Annotated in this window: 15 protein-coding genes; 5 read left to right on the forward strand and 10 right to left on the reverse strand. The window is 40.8% G+C overall.

Annotation, left to right across the window (positions count from 1 at the left end):
* The first annotated feature begins 624 nt into the window (after positions 1–624).
* Both ACWF5P_RS21945 and ACWF5P_RS21950 read left to right on the forward strand, forming a co-directional pair.
* Entirely contained in the window at positions 625–1383 is a 759-nt protein-coding gene (locus ACWF5P_RS21945) for an alpha/beta fold hydrolase (RefSeq protein ID WP_434168291.1), read from the forward strand.
* An 82-nt stretch (positions 1384–1465) separates the two neighbouring features.
* Complete coding sequence (locus ACWF5P_RS21950) at positions 1466–1636, forward strand: CsbD family protein (RefSeq protein WP_098866101.1); 171 nt, start codon at positions 1466–1468, stop codon at positions 1634–1636.
* A 92-nt stretch (positions 1637–1728) separates the two neighbouring features.
* On the opposite strand, the gene ACWF5P_RS21955 is transcribed toward ACWF5P_RS21950, so the two are convergent.
* The 5 genes from ACWF5P_RS21955 to ACWF5P_RS21975 form a co-directional block, all read right to left on the reverse strand.
* Complete coding sequence (locus ACWF5P_RS21955) at positions 1729–2871, reverse strand: SpoIIE family protein phosphatase (RefSeq protein WP_434168290.1); 1143 nt, start codon at positions 2869–2871, stop codon at positions 1729–1731.
* A 285-nt stretch (positions 2872–3156) separates the two neighbouring features.
* Positions 3157–3990 carry a CheR family methyltransferase gene (locus tag ACWF5P_RS21960; protein ID WP_101225713.1) on the reverse strand — a complete coding sequence of 278 codons (834 nt, stop codon included), beginning with the start codon at positions 3988–3990 and terminating at the stop codon, positions 3157–3159.
* A 28-nt stretch (positions 3991–4018) separates the two neighbouring features.
* Positions 4019–6823, reverse strand: coding sequence for a response regulator (locus tag ACWF5P_RS21965; RefSeq protein WP_452445288.1), 2805 nt, complete (start codon positions 6821–6823; stop codon positions 4019–4021).
* Between the two features lie 325 nt (positions 6824–7148).
* A complete protein-coding gene (locus tag ACWF5P_RS21970) occupies positions 7149–8447 on the reverse strand; it encodes a hemolysin family protein (RefSeq protein WP_137019314.1) in 1299 nt (432 codons plus the stop codon).
* Positions 8448–8636: 189 nt separating this feature from the next.
* The gene (locus tag ACWF5P_RS21975) at positions 8637–9068 is read right to left on the reverse strand and encodes a MerR family transcriptional regulator (protein ID WP_434169589.1); all 432 of its coding nucleotides are present in this window, start codon (positions 9066–9068) and stop codon (positions 8637–8639) included.
* A gap of 723 nt (positions 9069–9791) precedes the next feature.
* Between ACWF5P_RS21975 and ACWF5P_RS21980 the strand changes: the two genes are divergently transcribed.
* Positions 9792–10217, forward strand: coding sequence for a DUF4395 domain-containing protein (locus ACWF5P_RS21980; RefSeq protein WP_434168288.1), 426 nt, complete (start codon positions 9792–9794; stop codon positions 10215–10217).
* A gap of 57 nt (positions 10218–10274) precedes the next feature.
* Here the strand turns inward: ACWF5P_RS21980 and ACWF5P_RS21985 are convergent, their stop codons facing one another.
* The 4 genes from ACWF5P_RS21985 to ACWF5P_RS22000 all read right to left on the reverse strand — a co-directional run bounded on the left by ACWF5P_RS21985 (position 10275) and on the right by ACWF5P_RS22000 (position 14900).
* On the reverse strand, positions 10275–12014 hold the full coding sequence (locus ACWF5P_RS21985) for an FTR1 family protein (protein ID WP_434168287.1): 1740 nt from the start codon (positions 12012–12014) through the stop codon (positions 10275–10277).
* Positions 12015–12094: 80 nt separating this feature from the next.
* Positions 12095–13387: an iron uptake transporter deferrochelatase/peroxidase subunit gene (gene efeB, locus ACWF5P_RS21990; protein ID WP_452445289.1), complete on the reverse strand. Its 1293-nt coding sequence runs from the start codon at positions 13385–13387 to the stop codon at positions 12095–12097.
* Positions 13388–14233, reverse strand: coding sequence for an iron uptake system protein EfeO (gene efeO, locus ACWF5P_RS21995; protein ID WP_434168286.1), 846 nt, complete (start codon positions 14231–14233; stop codon positions 13388–13390). It abuts the gene before it with no gap.
* Positions 14234–14420: 187 nt separating this feature from the next.
* Entirely contained in the window at positions 14421–14900 is a 480-nt protein-coding gene (locus ACWF5P_RS22000) for a MarR family transcriptional regulator (protein WP_230178679.1), read from the reverse strand.
* A 129-nt stretch (positions 14901–15029) separates the two neighbouring features.
* Between ACWF5P_RS22000 and ACWF5P_RS22005 the strand changes: the two genes are divergently transcribed.
* Positions 15030–16544 carry an MDR family MFS transporter gene (locus tag ACWF5P_RS22005; protein WP_101225706.1) on the forward strand — a complete coding sequence of 505 codons (1515 nt, stop codon included), beginning with the start codon at positions 15030–15032 and terminating at the stop codon, positions 16542–16544.
* 285 nt (positions 16545–16829) lie between these two features.
* Here ACWF5P_RS22005 and def read toward each other — a convergent pair whose 3' ends face one another.
* A complete protein-coding gene (gene def / locus ACWF5P_RS22010; RefSeq protein WP_101225705.1) occupies positions 16830–17408 on the reverse strand; it encodes a peptide deformylase in 579 nt (192 codons plus the stop codon).
* Between the two features lie 249 nt (positions 17409–17657).
* On the opposite strand from def, the gene ACWF5P_RS22015 reads away from it, so the two are divergent.
* Positions 17658–19391 carry an AAA family ATPase gene (locus tag ACWF5P_RS22015; protein WP_101225704.1) on the forward strand — a complete coding sequence of 578 codons (1734 nt, stop codon included), beginning with the start codon at positions 17658–17660 and terminating at the stop codon, positions 19389–19391.
* Positions 19392–19555 lie beyond the last annotated feature (164 nt).

The raw sequence follows: 19555 nt of genomic DNA on the forward strand, positions 1-19555 counted from the left end.
AATGTTTGACTTGCTCATTTGCTTTTTTGATAGTGTGTGCTCACTTAAAATTTAACGTTGGCGCTTTGTTTTGTTCAGTTTTCAAAGAGCAATTTCACAATCGTTCTTTCGAACGGCTGTTTATTCATCATAACATCTTATTGATTAGTTGTCAACTTCTGCGAAGTTTTTAACTAATTTTAAATCGCTGTGTTTTTCAGCGACCATTTCATCTTATCATTCTCATAGTAAGAAGTCAATAGTTATTATTTCTTTCAGCAATCAGCCAAAAGGCGATGAGGTTTTTCGTTTGTCTTAGTTGGTGCTTATTTATATTAATCCCATTTCAGTTTAAAGTCAACTCTTTTTTCCTTTTCTTTTATTTATACCCTGCAACCGGTTATTTTAGCTTCTTCTGTTTATCAACAATGCAAGGACAGTGCTTATATAATGGTAAGAATGGCAACAAACACGGGATAGACCTAACTAAGTATCTTTGTATCTTTTTTTAATGCCTGTTTATAATGAAATTTGGCATATAACCAAGTTGACTTCATAATTTTCATTATGATATTATATAACCAAGTAAAATAATCGGAATAGTTAATTTTAATTTAAGCATAGCAAATTAAAGGAGATGGGATTATGACAGCAGCAATGGTAATACCAGGTGCGGAACCTTTTTTCTTACCCGGCAATTCTATCGGCATTCTTATTTGCCATGGCTTTAACGGAACGCCACAAAGCGTAAGATATTTAGGTGAAAAATTTGCCGCCAAAGGCTTTACTGTCTTCGCTCCTCGACTGGCGGGCCACGGGACGGATGAATATGAAATGGAAACGAGTACTTATCAGGAATGGATACAAGATGTTGAAATGGCTTATGCAAAATTAAAACGAACCTGCACCCATGTATTCGCCATCGGACAATCAATGGGAGGCGCCCTTGTTCTCGATTTAGCTACAAAAGTGGCTTGTGATGGAATTCTCACCATCAATGCCGCTCTCGAAGTCCCTGAATATGAAATATACCGTAACCAATCGGTTCCACGCTTCGTTCCTGAGGGCAAACCTGACATAAAAGACGATACAACTAAAGAAATCACAAATGACCAGGTTCCGTTAAAAGCGATTAATCAATTGCTTGATATAATGGAACATACCAGTCAAAAACTAATAGACGTTTCGTGCCCGATTCTTATCTTCCATTCTCCAGAAGATCACGTTGTACCAGACTCATGTTCCTACCAGATTTACGATACGGTCATGTCCGGGGATAAAGAGATGGCGCCCCTTGAAAATTCATATCATGTGGCCTCGTTGGATCATGACAAGGATCATATCATTGAACGGTCAAATCAGTTCATTCAAAGGTTAAGCAAAAGGGCTATAATCGCTTCTTAAACTCCTTTTTCTCCATATAAAACAGGTTTATCCGTACACTTCATGGGTATATACAGTATATAAAGAAAAAGGAGGTAACATGATGAGCGGTTTATCAGACAAAGTAAAAGGTGCTGTAAATAAAGTTAAAGGTGAAACGAAAGACCAAGTCGGAAACGCGAAAAATGATCCTCACTTACAAGCAGAAGGTAAAGTCGATAAATTAAAAGGCAATCTCCAAGATGGCATTGGTAAATTAAAAAATGACCGTTAATTGCAAATAGCCGAATATATGATTCACTCTCTTAACATATCCCCCCCTTTTATAGAGAAGAGGCGGCAGATAATCTGCCGCCTCTTCCTTGTTCAATTTGCTTGAATAACAACAACACACATATCATCCGGTTGATCTTGCTGCATTTCCGGGGACATCAAAAAATCGATAGGGGGAGATTCTTTACAATCGAACCATCTCGTCGAGACCGCTTCTTTTATTTGGTCGAGTCCTTCCGTCCCTTCTCGATCTATCGCTTCCATGACTCCATCCGTAAATAGCATGAGCTGAATCTTCTCTTCATAATGAATGACTGACTTCTCTATTTTCATTTCGGAGAAGAACCCAACAGGGCATGTCCCTTTTGAAAGCGAGGCCACTTTTCCATCGTCCATTAAAGCAAAGCCCGGAGGATGTCCGGCATTCACATATTCCACAGTCTTTTGCTCTGTATCAATGACCATATAAATCGCGGTAAAATAATAATGCACTGGATTATCTTCTTTATTAAGGGTACTCATCCAGCGATTCATTTCGTTTATTACTGCCACCGGATCAGTATGTATCCTGATGGCATCCCTCAATACGGAGGAAATGAACATGCACACAAGTGAGGCGGATATGCCATGCCCCATCATATCCAGCAGGATGATCCCATACCGACTTTCATCGATGCGATGCCAATAGTACATATCCCCTGCCAATTTATTCGCAGGTAAGTATGATGCCCTTATGGTTAAGTGATCATTTATAATGGGTTCACTTAATAAACCGCTTTGAACCTGCATGGAAAGATCCAATTCATTGCGGATTTTTTCATCCTGCATTTTATGCCAATCTTTTTCATATTTAAGTCTTAACCCCACGCGAATCCTCGCAAGTAAATCTATTTTATTGATAGGCTTCATAATGTAATCAATTCCGCCAACATCAAGTGCCTCGGCAACCTTGTTTGAATCTTCAAGGGCGGTCACAAAAATTACGGGTATATCTCTAAGGTGAGGAATGCTTTGAAGTCTCCTGCACGCCTCTATCCCATCGATCTCCGGCATCATGATATCGAGCAGAATGATATCAACTGAAGTCTCTTTAGGTTGCGGACTATCCACCTGTAAATATTCAAACATCTCAACAGCTGAAGTTAATGATAGAAAATCCGTATAGCCAGCTCGTTTTAGAATTTTCTCTATAACGAAAAGGTTAACCTGGTTATCATCTACGATTAAAATCGTCATTCTTTCATTCCCCTTTTGGCTTATATCGAGCGGCAACATTTATCTTTTTTATATGGATCAGTACTTTCATAAAGCTCCCTTAATAGGGATTTCCCTATTATATTATAACGAAGTTCAGTCTCTTTTAATAATAATAAACAACGGCAGTTATTCTATTTGGAGACCAACTCATTATTTATACCCCTTCTTCCGTCACCTTAAACATAGAAATGAAAAAAATCGAAAAATAATGCACTAAATTAAAAAGAAGGAGTCCGCTTATATGCGGACTCCTTCTTTTTCTTTTTACAATTTCCGATAAATTCGTTCCTTTGAGTCAAAGTCCTCATAATCTTCCGAAAAGGATGATGTATGAAGTGTTTCCTTGCTGCCGACCGCAAGGAAGCCGTCTTTACAAAGGCTGTCATAAAACAACTGATTAACATAGGTCTGCAATTCACCGGTAAAGTAAATCATCACATTCCGGCACATGATGATATGAAACTCATTGAACGAACCATCAGTAACTAAATTATGCTGGAAAAACACAATGTTTTTAAGGAGATTCGAATCAAGATAAGCATTTTGATAATCGGTTGTATAATACTCCGAAAATTCCTGGTTGCCTCCAGCTTGCAAATAGTTTTTCGTATAAGACTGCATTCTATTTAAAGGCAATATTCCTTTTTCCGCATGACGGAGGACTTCATCATTCATATCAGTGGCATAAATCCTCGCCTTATCATAAAGTCCTTCCTCCTTGAGGATGATCGCCATGGAAAAGGCTTCTTCACCGGTTGAACATCCCGCATGCCAAATTCTGATTTCCGGAAGTTTTTTCAGGAGCGGTACAATATTTAAACGAAAGGCTTTAAAGAAATCCGGATCGCGAAACATTTCAGTGACATTTATTGAAAAATCTCTCAATAGCTTCTCGACATACCCTTTTTCATATAAAACCATTTCAATCATTCCGCTGATCCTGCGAACATGGTCCAGTCTCATTCTATTTTCAACTCTTCTTTTTATTGAAGAACGCATATATTTGCGAAAGTCAAAGCCCGAAACGGAATAGACGGCCTCTAACAATAATTCGATTTCCAAGTCTTCTCTTTCTTCAATCGTTAATGTATCCTTCATGCAAAACCTTCCTTACCCGTACTATCAATCAATTAGTCAGCCATACCCTTAGGACTGATAGCAACTGATCCAATTTTAACGGCTTGCTGACATAGTCGGAAGCGCCGGCCTTCAGGCACTTTTCCCTGTCGCCTTTCATCGCTTTCGCAGTTAGCGCGATGATTGGAAGATCCTCGAACTTACTTTGCTCGCGAATTCTGGTCATCGTTTCGTAACCGTCCATGCCTGGCATCATGATATCCATCAAAATGACATCTATATTGTTTCCTTTTTCAAGGAGTTCCAAACATTCATAGCCGTTTTCAGCTGTAAGGATTTCCATCCCCTCATGCTTCAGCGCATTCTTCAGGGCAAATATATTACGGTGATCATCATCGACGACCAGTACTGTTTTATTGCAGAATGGTTTGGCCTTATCTCGATCTTCTTCATCCACTATAACTACATCCGGTTCTCCCTGACCGTCAAAAGGTGCGGCGGCAGAATCATCGTTGTTGGCTGCTGCCACTTCTGGAGAAGCAGCCATTGCTTCGCCGACATTTTTGAAGCCTTCTGGCATGCTTGGAATAAAGAAAGTAAAGGTACTGCCTTGCCCTTCCTCACTATCTACAATGACCCAGCCTCCCAGAAGTTTGGCGAACTCCCGGCAAATCGATAGCCCTAGTCCTGTACCGCCATATTTTCTCATTGTAGCTCCGTCACCTTGCTGGAACGCTTCAAAGATAAGTTTTTGCTTCTCTTTAGAAATTCCGATGCCCGTATCCGTCACCTTAATTTCAACCCAATTGCTAGCTCCTTTTGTCTGTATCCATTGTGCTACATTTTCTTCATCAGCCTTTTTGATTTGGACAGTCACAGAACCTTTTTCCGTGAATTTAAATGCATTGGATAATAGGTTTTTCAAAATTTGCTGGAAGCGCTGTTCATCCGTAAAGAAAATGTCCGGAACGTTTTTACTTTTTTCTATTATAAAGTCAATGTTCTTTTTCTTCGCTACATGATCGAAATTACGGTGCAATTGCTCTGGAAGCTCACTCAAATTCATTTCGTCAAAGACTACTTCAAGCTTTCCGACTTCGACTTTCGATAAATCCAAAATGTCATTGATCAACGTTAATAAATCTTGACCTGATGAGTTAATGACCCGAGCGAATTCCTGTTGCTCTTCGTTTAATTTACTATCATTCGGATCTGAAAGCATTTCTGATAAAATCAGGATACTATTGAGCGGTGTCCGCAATTCATGGGACATATTTGCCATGAACTCGGATTTATATTTGGAACTTAACTTTAATTCCTCCGCTTGTTTTTCAAGATTCAATTTTGCGACTTGAAGCTCTTTCGATTTTTCTTCAGTTTCACGATTTCTTTCTTCTAATTGTTCATTGATCATTCGCAATTCCTCAGCCTGTGTTTGCAGTTCCTCCGATTGGGCTTGCATTTCCTCTGACTGTGATTGCAATTCTTCCGATTGAGCCTGTAACTCTTCGGTCTGTGCTTGTGATTCTTTTAATAAACGCTCTATTTCCATCCGGCCTTCAACATTATTAATCGTGATGCCCAGAGTATCAAGAACCTGGTTCAGGAAAGTTTTTTGCAGCTTCGTAAAGCTCTCCAAACTCGCCAGTTCGACCATCGCCACCACTTCACCCTCAAAAACGACCGGCGCAATGACAATGCTTTTCGGGTTTACTTCCCCTAATCCTGTCGTAACCAATTGAAAATCTTCAGGAATATCTTCAATGACTTTCGATTCCTTTTCAAGGGCGCATTGTCCTATCAAACCTTCGCCAAGACGGAATTCACGCCTGCCTGAATCTTCGCCATCTCCCGCAAAGCTTGCAAGCTTCACAAAACGCATATCCACGTCCTCGCCCCGTTTGACGTAAAAAGCTCCAATTGAAGCTCCCATCATCGGTGCAAGTCTTGTAATGAACCGGTCAGCCAGCACCTCCACATCAACAATGCGCTGATACATCGTAGCTATATCTGCAACACGGGTCTGGATCCAGTTCTGTTCACTGATCTTTTCGGTGAAATCTTTCTCTTTTTGATTATAGATTTCAAGCGATCCCGCCATTTCGTTGAACGATCTCGCTATATCACCAATTTCATCAGTAGTCCGAACCGGAACTCTCGGTATGACCGATAAATTTTTATAATCGATATTTTTGATGACCTTCGTAATCGATTGCAGATCTTTCGATGTACTGCGGATCATCCAAACAACCGTTACTGAAATAACCAAAATGCTGAGAATAACCGCAAAAATCACAAAACCAATCATATCTTCATAGGTTTGTTTCGAATTGTTTAAGGTATCGTTCATGACACCTTCCTGGTAATCCTTAAATTCATCCATCGTACTGATGACTTTCGTTCGTTTTTCCCTTTGGTCCTCCATCAGGCTTGAAAGATCATCCGAAGAGTTTCCCGATTTTATCTTTTGGATGATTTCAGCCTCCGTTATGGAGTAAGAAGCATATTGAGTCTCGAACTCTTTCAATAATTGCTTTGCTTTCGCCTTATTTAACGAACCTGATAACCCGGCAATTTTTGATTCAATCAAACTATGATTCTCATTGATGATTTCGAGGCTGTCTGCTCTTTCTTCTTTGTTTGCATCATTAGCTGCAAACAGGATCTCACGGTCCGACCTGGAAAAAAGCTGACGGATTTCCATCGAAGCTGAAACTTTTTCATAGCGATTTTCAACTATCTCAGTCATGCTGCTCTTTAAATTGTTAAGAGTAACCATCATGAAAGAAAGTAAAATAGCCAAGAAAAGCAAGATCAAACCAAATCCCAACATTTGCTTCTTCTTAAAACCCATTTTCCCGCCCACCTTCAATACTTATTTATACCAGCCATAAATAAACGGCATTGCAAAATAAATCTTAATGCTATCATTAGTATTACTTTTGAAGAATTTCCTTATATTCTTTGTATCTTAAAATGATATATAGATAGATTCATTGCTCAAAGTCAATTTTAACATTTTCCAAGCTAAAATAGTTACCTACAGTGTTATTTTTAATGAATTCATTTTCCAATTAAGTAACAGTCTGCCTTGACCATTGTTCTAAACACCGAATAGACATCTTCGTACATAATAAAAGCCGAAAGTTTCCACTTTCGGCTCTTGTTGTAATCCTGTTTTATTTAATCTTCTTCACTTCAACATATAAAACATGGTGGCCGTCCATTTCCTTTACAGTAAACTCATATCCGGCGTATTCGATTTTATCCCCGACAGCAATCTCGAATCTGCCTGTCAGGAACCAACCTCCCAATGTATCGATATCTTCCTCCGGCAAATCGATCGCAAGGGTATCATTGACATCTTCAACCAATGTTTTTGCGTCGAATACATAATGCCCTTCATCAATCTTTTGAATGAGCGGACGTTCATCCTGGTCAAATTCATCACGGATTTCCCCGACGATTTCTTCAAGTATGTCTTCAACCGTAACAAGACCGGCAGTTCCGCCATATTCATCAGTCAAAACAGCCATATGGATCCGTTCCTTCTGCATTTTCAGCAGCAAATCATGAATGGCGATCGTTTCAAGAACACGGATAATGGGTGTTACAAAGGAATCCACCGTCAAAGCTGTTACATTATCTTCTGTAATCGTCGCTGTATAAAGTCGCTTGATATTGACCATTCCCACGACATTATCTTTATCACCGTCTATGACCGGATACCTTGTGTATTGCTCTTCCTGAATCAGTTCAACAACTTCCAATAATGGCATGCCCTTTTCGATAACGGTCATTTCCGTACGAGGAACCATGATTTCATTGGCAATGCGCTCATCAAATTCAAATATCTGATTGACATATTTATATTCTGATTGGTTGATCTCACCGCTTTTATAGCTTTCCGATAAAATGATGCGCAGCTCTTCTTCGGAATGGGCCATTTCGGACTCAGACGCAGGCTTTAATCCGAACATGCCCGTCAGGAGACGTGCAGAACCATTCAGTAACCAAATGAATGGGTACAAAATGCGGTAAAAGAGGATTAACGGCTTTGCAAATAGCAAGGTTACTTCTTCTGCCTTTTGAATCGCAACCGTTTTCGGTGCAAGTTCGCCGACAACAACATGAAGGAATGTTACAGAACCGAAGGCGATCAGGAACGAGATGATGTGACTTACGGACTCCTCTAATCCCCATTTAGTGAACAATGGTTTTAAGATGGCCTCGACCGTCGGTTCACCCAATACCCCTAAACCTAAGGCGGTTACCGTAATCCCCAATTGACAGGCAGATAAGTATTCATCGATATGTGATGTCACTTTCTTGGCTGCAAGGGCATTTCTATGCCCTTCCTCAATCAATTGATTGATTCGGGAACTTCTGACTTTCACGATTGCAAATTCCGATGCAACGAAAAATGCGGTTAATGCTATTAATACAGCTACTGCTAATAATTTTATAAATATCTCCAATATGTGCGGGTTCGCCATATTGTGCCCATCCTTCTGACCTTCGGATTAGACATGTACGGCTAAATCCCAAGCACCTCCTGTATAAATGGTTATTTTCGTTTCAAAAAGCGATTTTTGCCTAATCAAAACCCTTTAGCCTATTTCGTTAATATGCACCTTTGTGCAAAAAACTATAGGGATAAATTTTAATCATACCAGCAACACTAGCAATGATTGGATTAAGGCCATGCTTTCGCGGGATATCTGTTTTTTTAGAAGAAGCTCACTTTTTCCGTCCTTTTCAATCAAGCTAATGAATTCCTGAAGTTCCTCGTTCAGGCCATCCATTTTATTCTTGAGTTGAAGACCTTTTTCCTCAATTGCTGATGCGTCTTCCTTATCCTTCTTAAGTAATTCTTTAATATCTTCCAATGAAAGGTTTTCTCTTTTGTATCCCTCGATACAGCGAAGTCTTTCAAGTTCACCAACTGAATAATAACGGTAATTAGAGGCGGAACGTTCTGCTTTAAGCAAGCCTAGGTTTGTATAATAATCTACAGTTCGTTTCGTAACATTCGCCATTTCCGCCAACTCGCCAATTTTTAAAGTCTCGTTCCCAACATAACCCCTCCTAACCGTCACGTGATGGTTTGACAAACTGAAAGTATGTCTTTTTCCTCCATGACGTTTTATTCTATTCCCTAATCGTACATTATTTTAATTGAAATGGAAAATATTTATTACCTCTTTACCCTTCATTGGAAAAACAAAAACCGATTAATTGAATAATCGGTTCAGACTGTAGACAAACTTGATATTAATTAAGTTTGCCTGCATTTTTGAGAGTGTATAAAATATGAACGTTGATTGGAACGTAGGGACTCGCTTTCCGCGGGCGGTCCGGGAGCCTCTTCGGTTTGCCTGCGGGGTCTCCGTGAGCACGCTTTTCCCGCTGGAGCCTCGAACACCCGCTCCAATCAACTTTGTATGAAAAATTAATATGGAACCCCTTTTGTCTACAAACTCAAACCGATTAATGGTTTAATTTATGATCTATTCCACAGATTTATTTTTTTGTTTTAACTGAGAATTGATTGCTCAATATCTTAGGACCGCATTGGCAAAGGGCAGAATGCTTTAGCTTTTTTATTGGTGTTCCGCATGTTTCACAAACTTTTGCTACCATTTATACTGTCCTCCTCACTTTATTTGCTTGTTATACATATTATACTACTTTATTAATGATAATCAATACTAAATTAAAATTATTATAAATAAGGTTTTATCTTTAATTTGTTAGACTTCACATATGATTAAAATAAAGATAAAATATAAACAAAACATATCAGGAAGGTTGGTATTAGTATGACGTGTGAAATTCGTTCCATTCCCCGTCCTTTAGTACGAACGAATCAATGGGTCATTTTGTTAAGCGTAGCCACCGCCTTATTAACGGGACAAATGTGGATATTAGTGATTCCTTTAACTGCAGGACTTTTAGGTCTTCTCTTTAATTTCAATCCAGTAATGCGTCTCGCCAAGCTCTTTCTTAAAAAGAAACCCTCCGATTATATTCCTGAAGATCATTCACAGCAACAGTTCAACCAAGCAATAGCTGTCGTTTGCTTAGGACTTGGATTCATATCTTTTTTGCTGGGTTGGGATGTTACCGGTTATATATTCACCTTGATGGTCGGATTGGCTTCTCTCATAGCCATCCTTGGATTCTGCATCGGCTGCTTTATCCTTTATCAATGGAAGCAATATTCCTATCGCCGATCTATTCGCTAATACCATACACAAATGGGACTGACATGCATCAGTCCCATTATATTATTCGGTTGTACGTTAGGAATTACTCTTTTTGACCCAAATGGTCGCCAAAACAATCAGCAAAATTAATACAGCTTGCGGTACCAGCGTTTCCATTGTTGGATAAAGACCTATCGTTTCTACAAACGGAAAGGAACTGATCGTATTTGTCTGTATCACCTGTGAAACCTGAAGTGAATGAATGGAGACTCCAAGAATCTTGAAAGCCAAGGCATATATGAGTACCGTTGCCGCTTTAAAGAATAGGGTCATCGGTAATTTCACACTATAGCGCAGCATGATGAAACCAATTACCACTAAAATGAGGAAGGCAAGGAAAATCCCGCTCAGCAGCTGCTTTAATTCCATATAAGGAGCCATACCGGCATAAAAGATAATCGTCTCGGCCCCTTCACGGAATATGGATAGAAAACTGATCAAAGCGAAAGAGATGATGCTTCCCGTAGCAATCGCTTGGTTCATTTGCTTGTCGATATACCGGTTCCATGCATGAACATTCGATTTACCATGAAGCCAAAGACCAATTGTCAACATCATCGATACGGCTATTATCCCAGTGATTCCCTCAATATATTCCCGGCTTGACGCAGCCGTGATCTGAGAGAAAACGATATTGATTATGACCGCCAATATGGAACTGGCAACTAAACCCGCACCAACCCCTGTCCAAATCCATTTTTGTTTGTCCGCTTGCCCGATTTTCTTTAGGAAAGACAGCAATGTAGCTACAATTAAGAGTGCTTCCAACCCTTCCCGCAAAAGGATCAAAGCGGCATCCCATGTCGTATAACCCGTATCATTAATTAAAGGGAGTAACCTTGTGTTTAAATCGGAAACGATTCCCTTCGCTTCCTCCGCTTTTACCTTTTTCGATTCTAATAGGCTGATTGCGGTCGGGACTTTCGTTTCCATATCGCTGTAAAGCTTGCTGTCCCTTGTGGAGACCTCCCCTTCGACATTAGGCCAAATTGTCAAGATCTCATTTAGCTGATCAACGGCAGAATCGATGTCACCCTTTTCAATATCCGTTGCACTTCCTTGTAAAAGTTGCGTTATATCCCCAAGGGAATAGGTATTCTCCTGGCTTCCCTCTTCAACTTTACCAGCAAGGAAATCCTCGATTAGGCCCTTCAATTCAGCTAGATTTTTTTGGGCTTTTTCCGAATCAGCTGGGTCTTGAGTAATCGCTATCCGCACAAAGGCCATTTTCGTTTCAAATTCACCATATGCAGCAACACTTTTCTCCCTGACAATGACCTCTGCGTCGGTCCATTGACTCAGAAGGCTGGTATATTGAACTTTAGCTTGATCAAAGTCACCTTCAATTATCGAAGCTTCCAACTTATCTATTAAAGGAAGTATTGCTTCTAAGCGTTCTTCATAGTCCGTCTTGTCAACAGGGTTTTCGTTGGTATCATAAATAACAAGAGTACTGGATAATGCCGATAATCGCTTCTTGATTTCATCTGTGGAGGCTTGGTCTCTCACAGCACTTTTTACCGCAGAAAGCCTCTCGTCGACTTCCCTCGCACTCTTGCTGTCCGTTTTTATCGTTTGCCAATCTTTCTCGAAAAGATCGATATTTTTCGATACTTCCTCAAGGTCTCCGGATTTTACCTTCATTAAACTATCGCCAATATAAACAAAAAGCTGATCATGATTTTCACCCGCCGAAACAACCCTTACAGCCGTCGAAAGAAATAAAAGGCTGACGATTAAAACCAATATACCACTCTTCCATTTAGAAACGGTCATACTGGTCCCTCCTTATTCATGAACTAAAATCGCCAACTGGATAATTTCCATGCTGGCGATTTTCACGTCCTCATTTGAGATTATATTTTTCCAAAAAGGGAATCCCCAATATAGCCACCCTTTTTCACACCTGGTAAACAAGCGAACATGGCACTGCCCTTGTGAACGATATATTCGTTGAGCTTATCATTTTTCGCCAGTCGCTCTTGTATGGGAATGAATTGTTTACTTGGATTTCGCTGAAAACAAATGAATAGCAAGCCTGCATTGAAGCTCCCTGTTTTAGGATCCATTCCATCTGCATATGAATATGGACGCCTCAATATCTTTGCTTTTCCGTCCCCCCTGGAGAGACTCATATGCGAATCTTCCGGAATGACCCGATTTCCATTTGGATCTTTAGCTTCAAGGTCCACGGTATCGAACTCATTCTTCATTCCTAATGGAGCTCCACTGTCACGATGACGGCCAAACGTATTTTCCTGTTCTTTCAATATTGTCCGGTCCCAAACTTCAATGTACATCTGGATTCGGCGCACCACCATATAACTGCCCCCAACAAGCCAGTCAGGACCGTCCTCACCCTTCACCCAAACATGCTCATTCATTTCATTGTCATTATTCGTATCCGGATTGACAGTCCCATCCTTAAACCCGAAAAGGTTACGAGGTGTCGTTTTTTGTGAATCGGCTTGCTTAGTCCGTTGAAAACCTGTTTGTGCCCAATGAATGATCGTTTTCCCTCTTCCGATCCTCACTAAGTTCCGGACGGCATGAAAAGCCACTTGGAGATCATCTGCACATGCTTGAATACAAATATCCCCACCGCTCCATTCTTCTTCTAAAGCATCTAAAGGGAATTGAGGCAGATCCTTTAATTCTGCAGGCCTTTTCGATTTCAAACCAAATCGATCTTTGCCATCCTTCGAAAACAGGGTCGGACCCACTCCAAAAGTGATCGTTAAATTGGAGGGTGATAATTCTTTCGCTTCCCCCGTATCCTTTGGGGGCATATTCGTATTATGTGATGCTTCACCAATCAAATTCCCCTCAGTCATCTGAGCCGCAGCCTCTGTCCAATCCTTAAATAACTGGATTAGGTCTGACCTTTTATCTGTGGTTACTTCCAATGATGTGAAGTAAAGGTTATCTTGCGCCTCAGTGGTGATACCGGCTTGATGTGCTCCATAAAAAGGAACGATATCCTTAGTTTGTCCCTTTGCCCTTTGTTCAGAAAGTGTCAGCAGCCCGCCAAATCCAGAAGCCCCTATCACGACTCCGATTCCACCAACTCCTGCCGTTTTCAACATATTTCGACGACTCACTTTTTTTGTAAAAAGTCCGGTTTCATCTTTAGGCGTATGTTCTTTCAATTAAGATTCCTCCGTTACAATCCCTATTTGCGAAAGTGGTTCAGCCAATGCATCAATTGCTTGACTTAACTCCTTGACTTCAGATTCCTTTAAATCCGTATATGAGATGTAGCCATCCCCTTCTTTATGCTTTTCAAGCAAGCCGTATACATCGTCAAAACGTTGTTGGATTTCCTCAGCAAGCTTCGCGTCCTTTTCTTTCAGCGCTGGAGTAAGCAGTTCATAGATCTTTTCTGCACCTTCAACATTTGCAACGAAATCATACAGGTCGGTATGAGAGTATCGGTCTTCTTCTCCTGTCACTTTGCTCGTGGAAACTTCATTCAATAAATCCACCGCACCCGTGATCAACAAATCAGGTGTTACCTCAACCGTTTCAACTTTGGCTCGAAGCAAATTGACGTCACTCATTAATTGTTCTGCATACTTTTCGTAGCCCTTCGTTGTATTTTCTTGCCATAGCCCCATTTCAATCCTATGGTAACCGCCCCAGTCTTCATCTTTGACATCCCCTTCACGCGCATCGATTTTGGGATCAAGATCCCCAAATACTTCAGCGATTGGTTCCGCTCTCTCATAATGCATACGGGCTGGTGCGTATAATTCCTTCGCTTTTTCAATATCACCGGCAGATACGGCCTCAGTGAATTCTTCCGTTGCGTTTACGAACTCTTCTATTTCACCGATGGCATATTCCCGGTACTCGCTAGATACATCATCAAGCTTACTCGCACTTGCTTCTTTGGCATTATCATCTGCCGGCTTGGCTTCTTCCTTTTCCTGCGCACAGCCAAATAATAGGCTGGTTGATAGTAAGACCGCTAATGACGCCTTTGCTTTTTTCATAGTGTATTCTCCCTTTGAAATGATTTGTAGATTCATATTAGCAGATAATGAAAATCATTATCAATATATATTTTACTGGAAACGTGACATTGTTCATTCTCTTTTAAATAAATTTCACTCTACTCCTTTTATTATTGATAAGAAACTGCCAGCTGGCTAAAAATAAAAAAGGCAGCCTGCATACCGGCTACCTTTCCCGCTCACTCATTAATTTGTCATTTTCTTTGTCCATGATTTTTGTGATATCCTCAACAAATTGATTGATCAATATTAGCTCTTGTTCATTATAAGATGAACATAACTCCTTGGTGGCCATAGAAAGCGATTGATAGTGCGATTTAATCTGTTCCTGCCTTTCGGGTATCGGTGCAATCATCACCCGTCTTCCGTCCAATTGATCTCGTTCTCTTTTAACATAACCGGATTTCTCAAGGCGATTGATCAGTGCCGTGACCGATCCCGTGCTCAATCCTGTAATTTTGGATAATTCACCGGCCGTAATCGGTCCCGTTTCATTCAATATTTCAGCACTCTTTAAGTCCGTATGGGATACACCTATTTTGTGGGCCATATTTTGTTGAAATAATACGGATCTCATTCCATACCGCTGCAATCTGTGTGTTAAGCTCTTTAGCAGAGCTCCATTCACCTTATTATCGCTTGACATAAAATGCCACCCCTTTTACACTTAAATTTATCTTGATTTTCAAGATAAATGTTTTGTTTCATCTTAACGTTTACCCTTCAACCATGTAAAGGAAATTCATGAGCTGGTTGATACGAAGGAGGAAAATAAATGAACGCTCAAAAAAAACAAAAATTCATTGTTGCCGGTTTACTATTGGGTATCTTGATGTCAGCAATGGATAATACGATTGTTGCGACTGCAATGGGAACGATCGTTTCTGATTTAGGCGGATTCGATAAGTTTGTATGGGTGACATCTGCCTATATGGTCGCCACGATGGCAAGTATGCCGATATTCGGTAAGCTTTCCGATATGTATGGAAGAAAGAGGTTTTTTATTTTTGGACTTATAGTCTTTTTAATCGGCTCCGCATTATGCGGCATGGCCCAGAGCATAGTGCAGTTAAGTATCTTCCGTGCAATCCAAGGGATAGGCGGAGGCGCTTTGATGCCTATAGCCTTTACGATCATTTTTGATATTTTCCCACCTGAAAAACGGGGAAAATTAACTGGACTTTTCGGTGCAGTGTTTGGGGCATCAAGCGTATTGGGACCACTTTTAGGCGCTTATATTACTGAATATTCCAGCTGGCACTGGATTTTCTACGTCAATGTTCCGATTGGGATCATTTCTTTATTTTTCATCTGGAATTACTACAAGGAGTCACCCAACAACCAAGAGCAAAAAATTGATTGGGGTGGCGCAGCAACACTCGTCATTGCCGTTATCAGCTTAATGTTCGCTCTCGAACTGGGCGGGGAGTATGGCTGGAGTTCCTCTCCCATCATAGGCCTGTTTGCCAGTTTTTTGGTTTTCTTCGTTGCATTTTTCTTTTTCGAAAAAAGGGCAAAAGATCCAATCATTTCATTATGGCTGTTTAAAAGGCGATTATTTGCCACTTCTCAGATCTTAGCCATTCTTTATGGCGGTACATTCATTATATTAACCGTCTATATCCCGATTTTCGTGCAGGCAGTTTACGGTGGTTCTGCAACAAATGCCGGATTGATCCTAACTCCCATGATGCTTGGTTCTGTATTCGGCAGTGCAGTTGGCGGGATATTCAATACAAAGACAAGTTTTCGCAACTTAATGACGGTTTCTGTCATCTGTTATTTTGCAGGAATGCTTCTATTAGGAACCATCACCCCTGATACCAGCAGGACTTTATTAACTTTGTATATGATTCTGACTGGATTTGGAATGGGCTTTTCCTTCTCCCTTTTGCCTATTGCGTCCATTCACAACTTGGAACCTAGATTCAGGGGGTCGGCCAACTCAACAAACTCATTCCTCCGTTCATTTGGGATGACACTCGGTGTAACGATTTATGGAGCGATTCAGACCAATGTATTCCAAAGTAAAATGACGGATGCATTTAAAGGAATGCAAGGAGGACCGGATACAGCCGGCTTGATGGATGACCCACGTCAGCTCTTCCAATCGGATGCACGTGCCGAGATTCCGGACTTTATCCTGGATAAAATCGTTCATGCGATGTCCGATTCGATATCATTGATATTCACCTTGGCTCTCATTCCGATCGGTCTTGCAGCAATCACGGTATTCTTCATGGGTAAAACAAGAGTGGAAACACCTTCAAAAAAGGAATACTTACAATAAACAAAAAGCGCTGCGTTTGCAGCGCTTTTTGTTTTTCATCTCCCTTCTATAATAGGAAGTGAAGATAGCCGAAAGACCATACCGAGGTGAGAAGTTTGAAGGACGTATGTTTTGGAGACAGTTAAACCAGAGGCATTTCTTATATTAGGGTACATTATCCGAACTCTTAGCTAAGCTAACAGAACCTTGCCATACTCAGTGATCTGCACAAGCATATGGAAGAGGATATGCTTGTGCAGCCATAAAACAGTAAAAAGGCAAAGCATGTCGCTTTGCCTTTTTTCCTTACAGACTTTTCACTTCCACGTTTTCCGGAAGCTTGAAAGGGTTTTCGGTGTTGATCCGGTCATAAAACATCATCCCGTTTAAATGATCTAACTCATGTTGAAACACGATTGCAGCAAAGCCCTTCAGCCGCATCTCTATTTCCTCACCATTACCATCCAAAGCTTTGATTTTAACCCGTTCATAACGAGGTACATACCCCTTAATGTCACGGTCGACGGAAAGGCATCCTTCACTTTGCGGTAAATAGATCATTGTGGCAGAATGGCTGATGATTTTCGGATTCACAAGGGCATATTCAAACAGCTTCCCTTTTTCATCGGGAAAATACATGACAAACATGCGTTTATTCAAGCCTATCTGATTTGCAGACAACCCAACTCCTTCACGTAAGTTGTACTTCTTTTGGAGTTTTGGGTCCTGGCTGTTTTTCAGGTATTGCATCATGCATTCCAACGTTTCACGATCTTCATCCGAAATCGGCAGGCTAACTTCATCCGTTACCTGACGCAGAATGGGATCACCTTCTCTAACGATATCCTTCATCGTAATCATATAGTCTTTTATAAATTTACTCATAGAACTTCACACTCTTCTACCATTTTATTTTTTCATGACTTAGACCATTTCACTTTAGCATTTCGCATTTAAAAAGTCTAATATGCCGGTTAGATTAAATATTTCTAAATTCCGGACTCTTTAAACTTTCGTAATAAATATTATTTCTTGACTTTAACATTATTTACCTTTAATTTAAGGTATAAAGACCTATAGATAACATGTTTAAAAATTTTATACTGAATATATATACTTAAAGGAGATGAAAAATTGAACTCGAACTCTAAATTAGTTTCGAAATTGCTGCCGTTCCTGACGGCTCTCATTGTGATAATTTCTGGAATCAGTTGGTATGTTGTTACTCAGTCAAAGGATATGGTCATTCCTTTTTCCTCGGTGGAAAAGACGATTAAAGCCCAAGATGGAGCCCTTGTCACCATTGAAGAAAAAAGAAATGGTACTCTTCACATCTCCACACCAGATGGAGAATACGTTTCCAGTATTCCTCCCAACAGTCAAATGATCAATAAACTTGTCGAAACTTATAACGTTCAATATTCTTTTTCATCAACTAATAAATCAGCATTATGGATTTTAGGCGGATTAATGGCGGCTCTCGTCACAACCGCTGTCATTATACAGAAAAAATCAAAGGGCGGATTGCGGATCGGCAGTAAAAAACAAAGCCTTTCCACCCCAAAGCCCCTGCCAGAGATAACTTTGGATGATGTAGGCGGTTTGCAATCCGAAATCAAACAGGAAATCCTGCAGACACTCACTACACTAAAGGAACCTGAGCGTTCAGCTAAAATTGGAATTAAGCCGCCTCAAGGCATTTTATTATACGGCCCCCCTGGAACGGGGAAAACCTTGCTTGCACAGGCAATCGCAAAAGAGCTTGGTGCAAACTTCTTCTCAACGAGCGGTTCAGCCTTCAACGAAATGTTTGTTGGAGTCGGTGCAGCCCGTGTCCGCAGCCTTTTCCAAAATGCACGTAAGCAATCGCCAGCTGTCATTTTCATCGATGAAGTCGACGCATTGGCTGGTAAAAGGAAAGCTCATGGCGGTGAAGAAGGCGAAAAAACGTTAACTGAACTGCTAGTGCAATTGGATGGGGGCCATCCAAATGAAGGGATTTTATTCATTGCAGCGACCAACCGGAAAGATATGCTCGATGAGGCATTTCTACGTCCAGGCAGGATCGATTTCTCTTTCCAAGTTCCACTTCCGGATACACAAGGAAGAAAGGAAATCATCAATATCCATACGAAGGGTAAGCGTCTGGCGACAGATGTCCTTGCTTCCCTGGATGAGTTGGCTGAAAGTACATCCGGTTTCTCCGGTGCTGACTTAAGCTCCCTGTTCGATACTGCATCACGTCATGCCCTGAGGAATGAACAGGATATGATTCGTAAACAGGATCTTGATTACGCCATTGATCGCACGATACTTGGAGCGACATCACGTACCTTGAATGATGTGGATACGAAGCGTCGCGTGGCCATCCATGAAAGTGGACATGCCCTGATCGCAGCTTTGACAAAGCCCGGTTCCGTTCGAAAGGCAACCATCATTCCGCGTGGGGAAGCCCTTGGGTATGTAGCGCCAATACCTAAAGAACTCCATCTGGCAACAGCCAGTGAATTGCTTGATCAAGTCAAAATGATTTTAGCAGGCGGCGTGGCGGAAAGAATGTATTTAGGAGAACATAGCATCGGTGTAGGCGGGGATGTGCAGCAGGCGAAACATCTACTTGAACAAATGGTCGATACCGGAATGCTTCAAGATGGATTTACCCTCACCTTTAATAAAGGCGAGAAGGAGCAAAAGATGCAGGAATTATTCACGAAAGCGATTTCTGAAACGGAAATGTTGATTGACTCGAATCGCCTACAGTATGAAGAGCTTGTTGAAGAGTTATTGAAAAAAGAAACACTTGAGGGATCTGAAGTTCAGCGTATCGTTGATGCAGCAGAAATAACTAGCATATGCTCGAATGCATAATACTCTTTTCCGCTGAGTCTTAAGACCTAATATTTAGAGCCTGTTTTCAAAAACAGGCTCTTTTTTTTGACCATATACGGAAGCAATCCGCAAAGCAGAAATGAATGCTGGGAAATTAACCAGATCCTTTACGGTTTTTCCTGCCCTTGCTGCTGCAATCCAAA

The sequence above is a fragment of the Peribacillus sp. NPDC055009 genome (assembly GCF_053608705.1).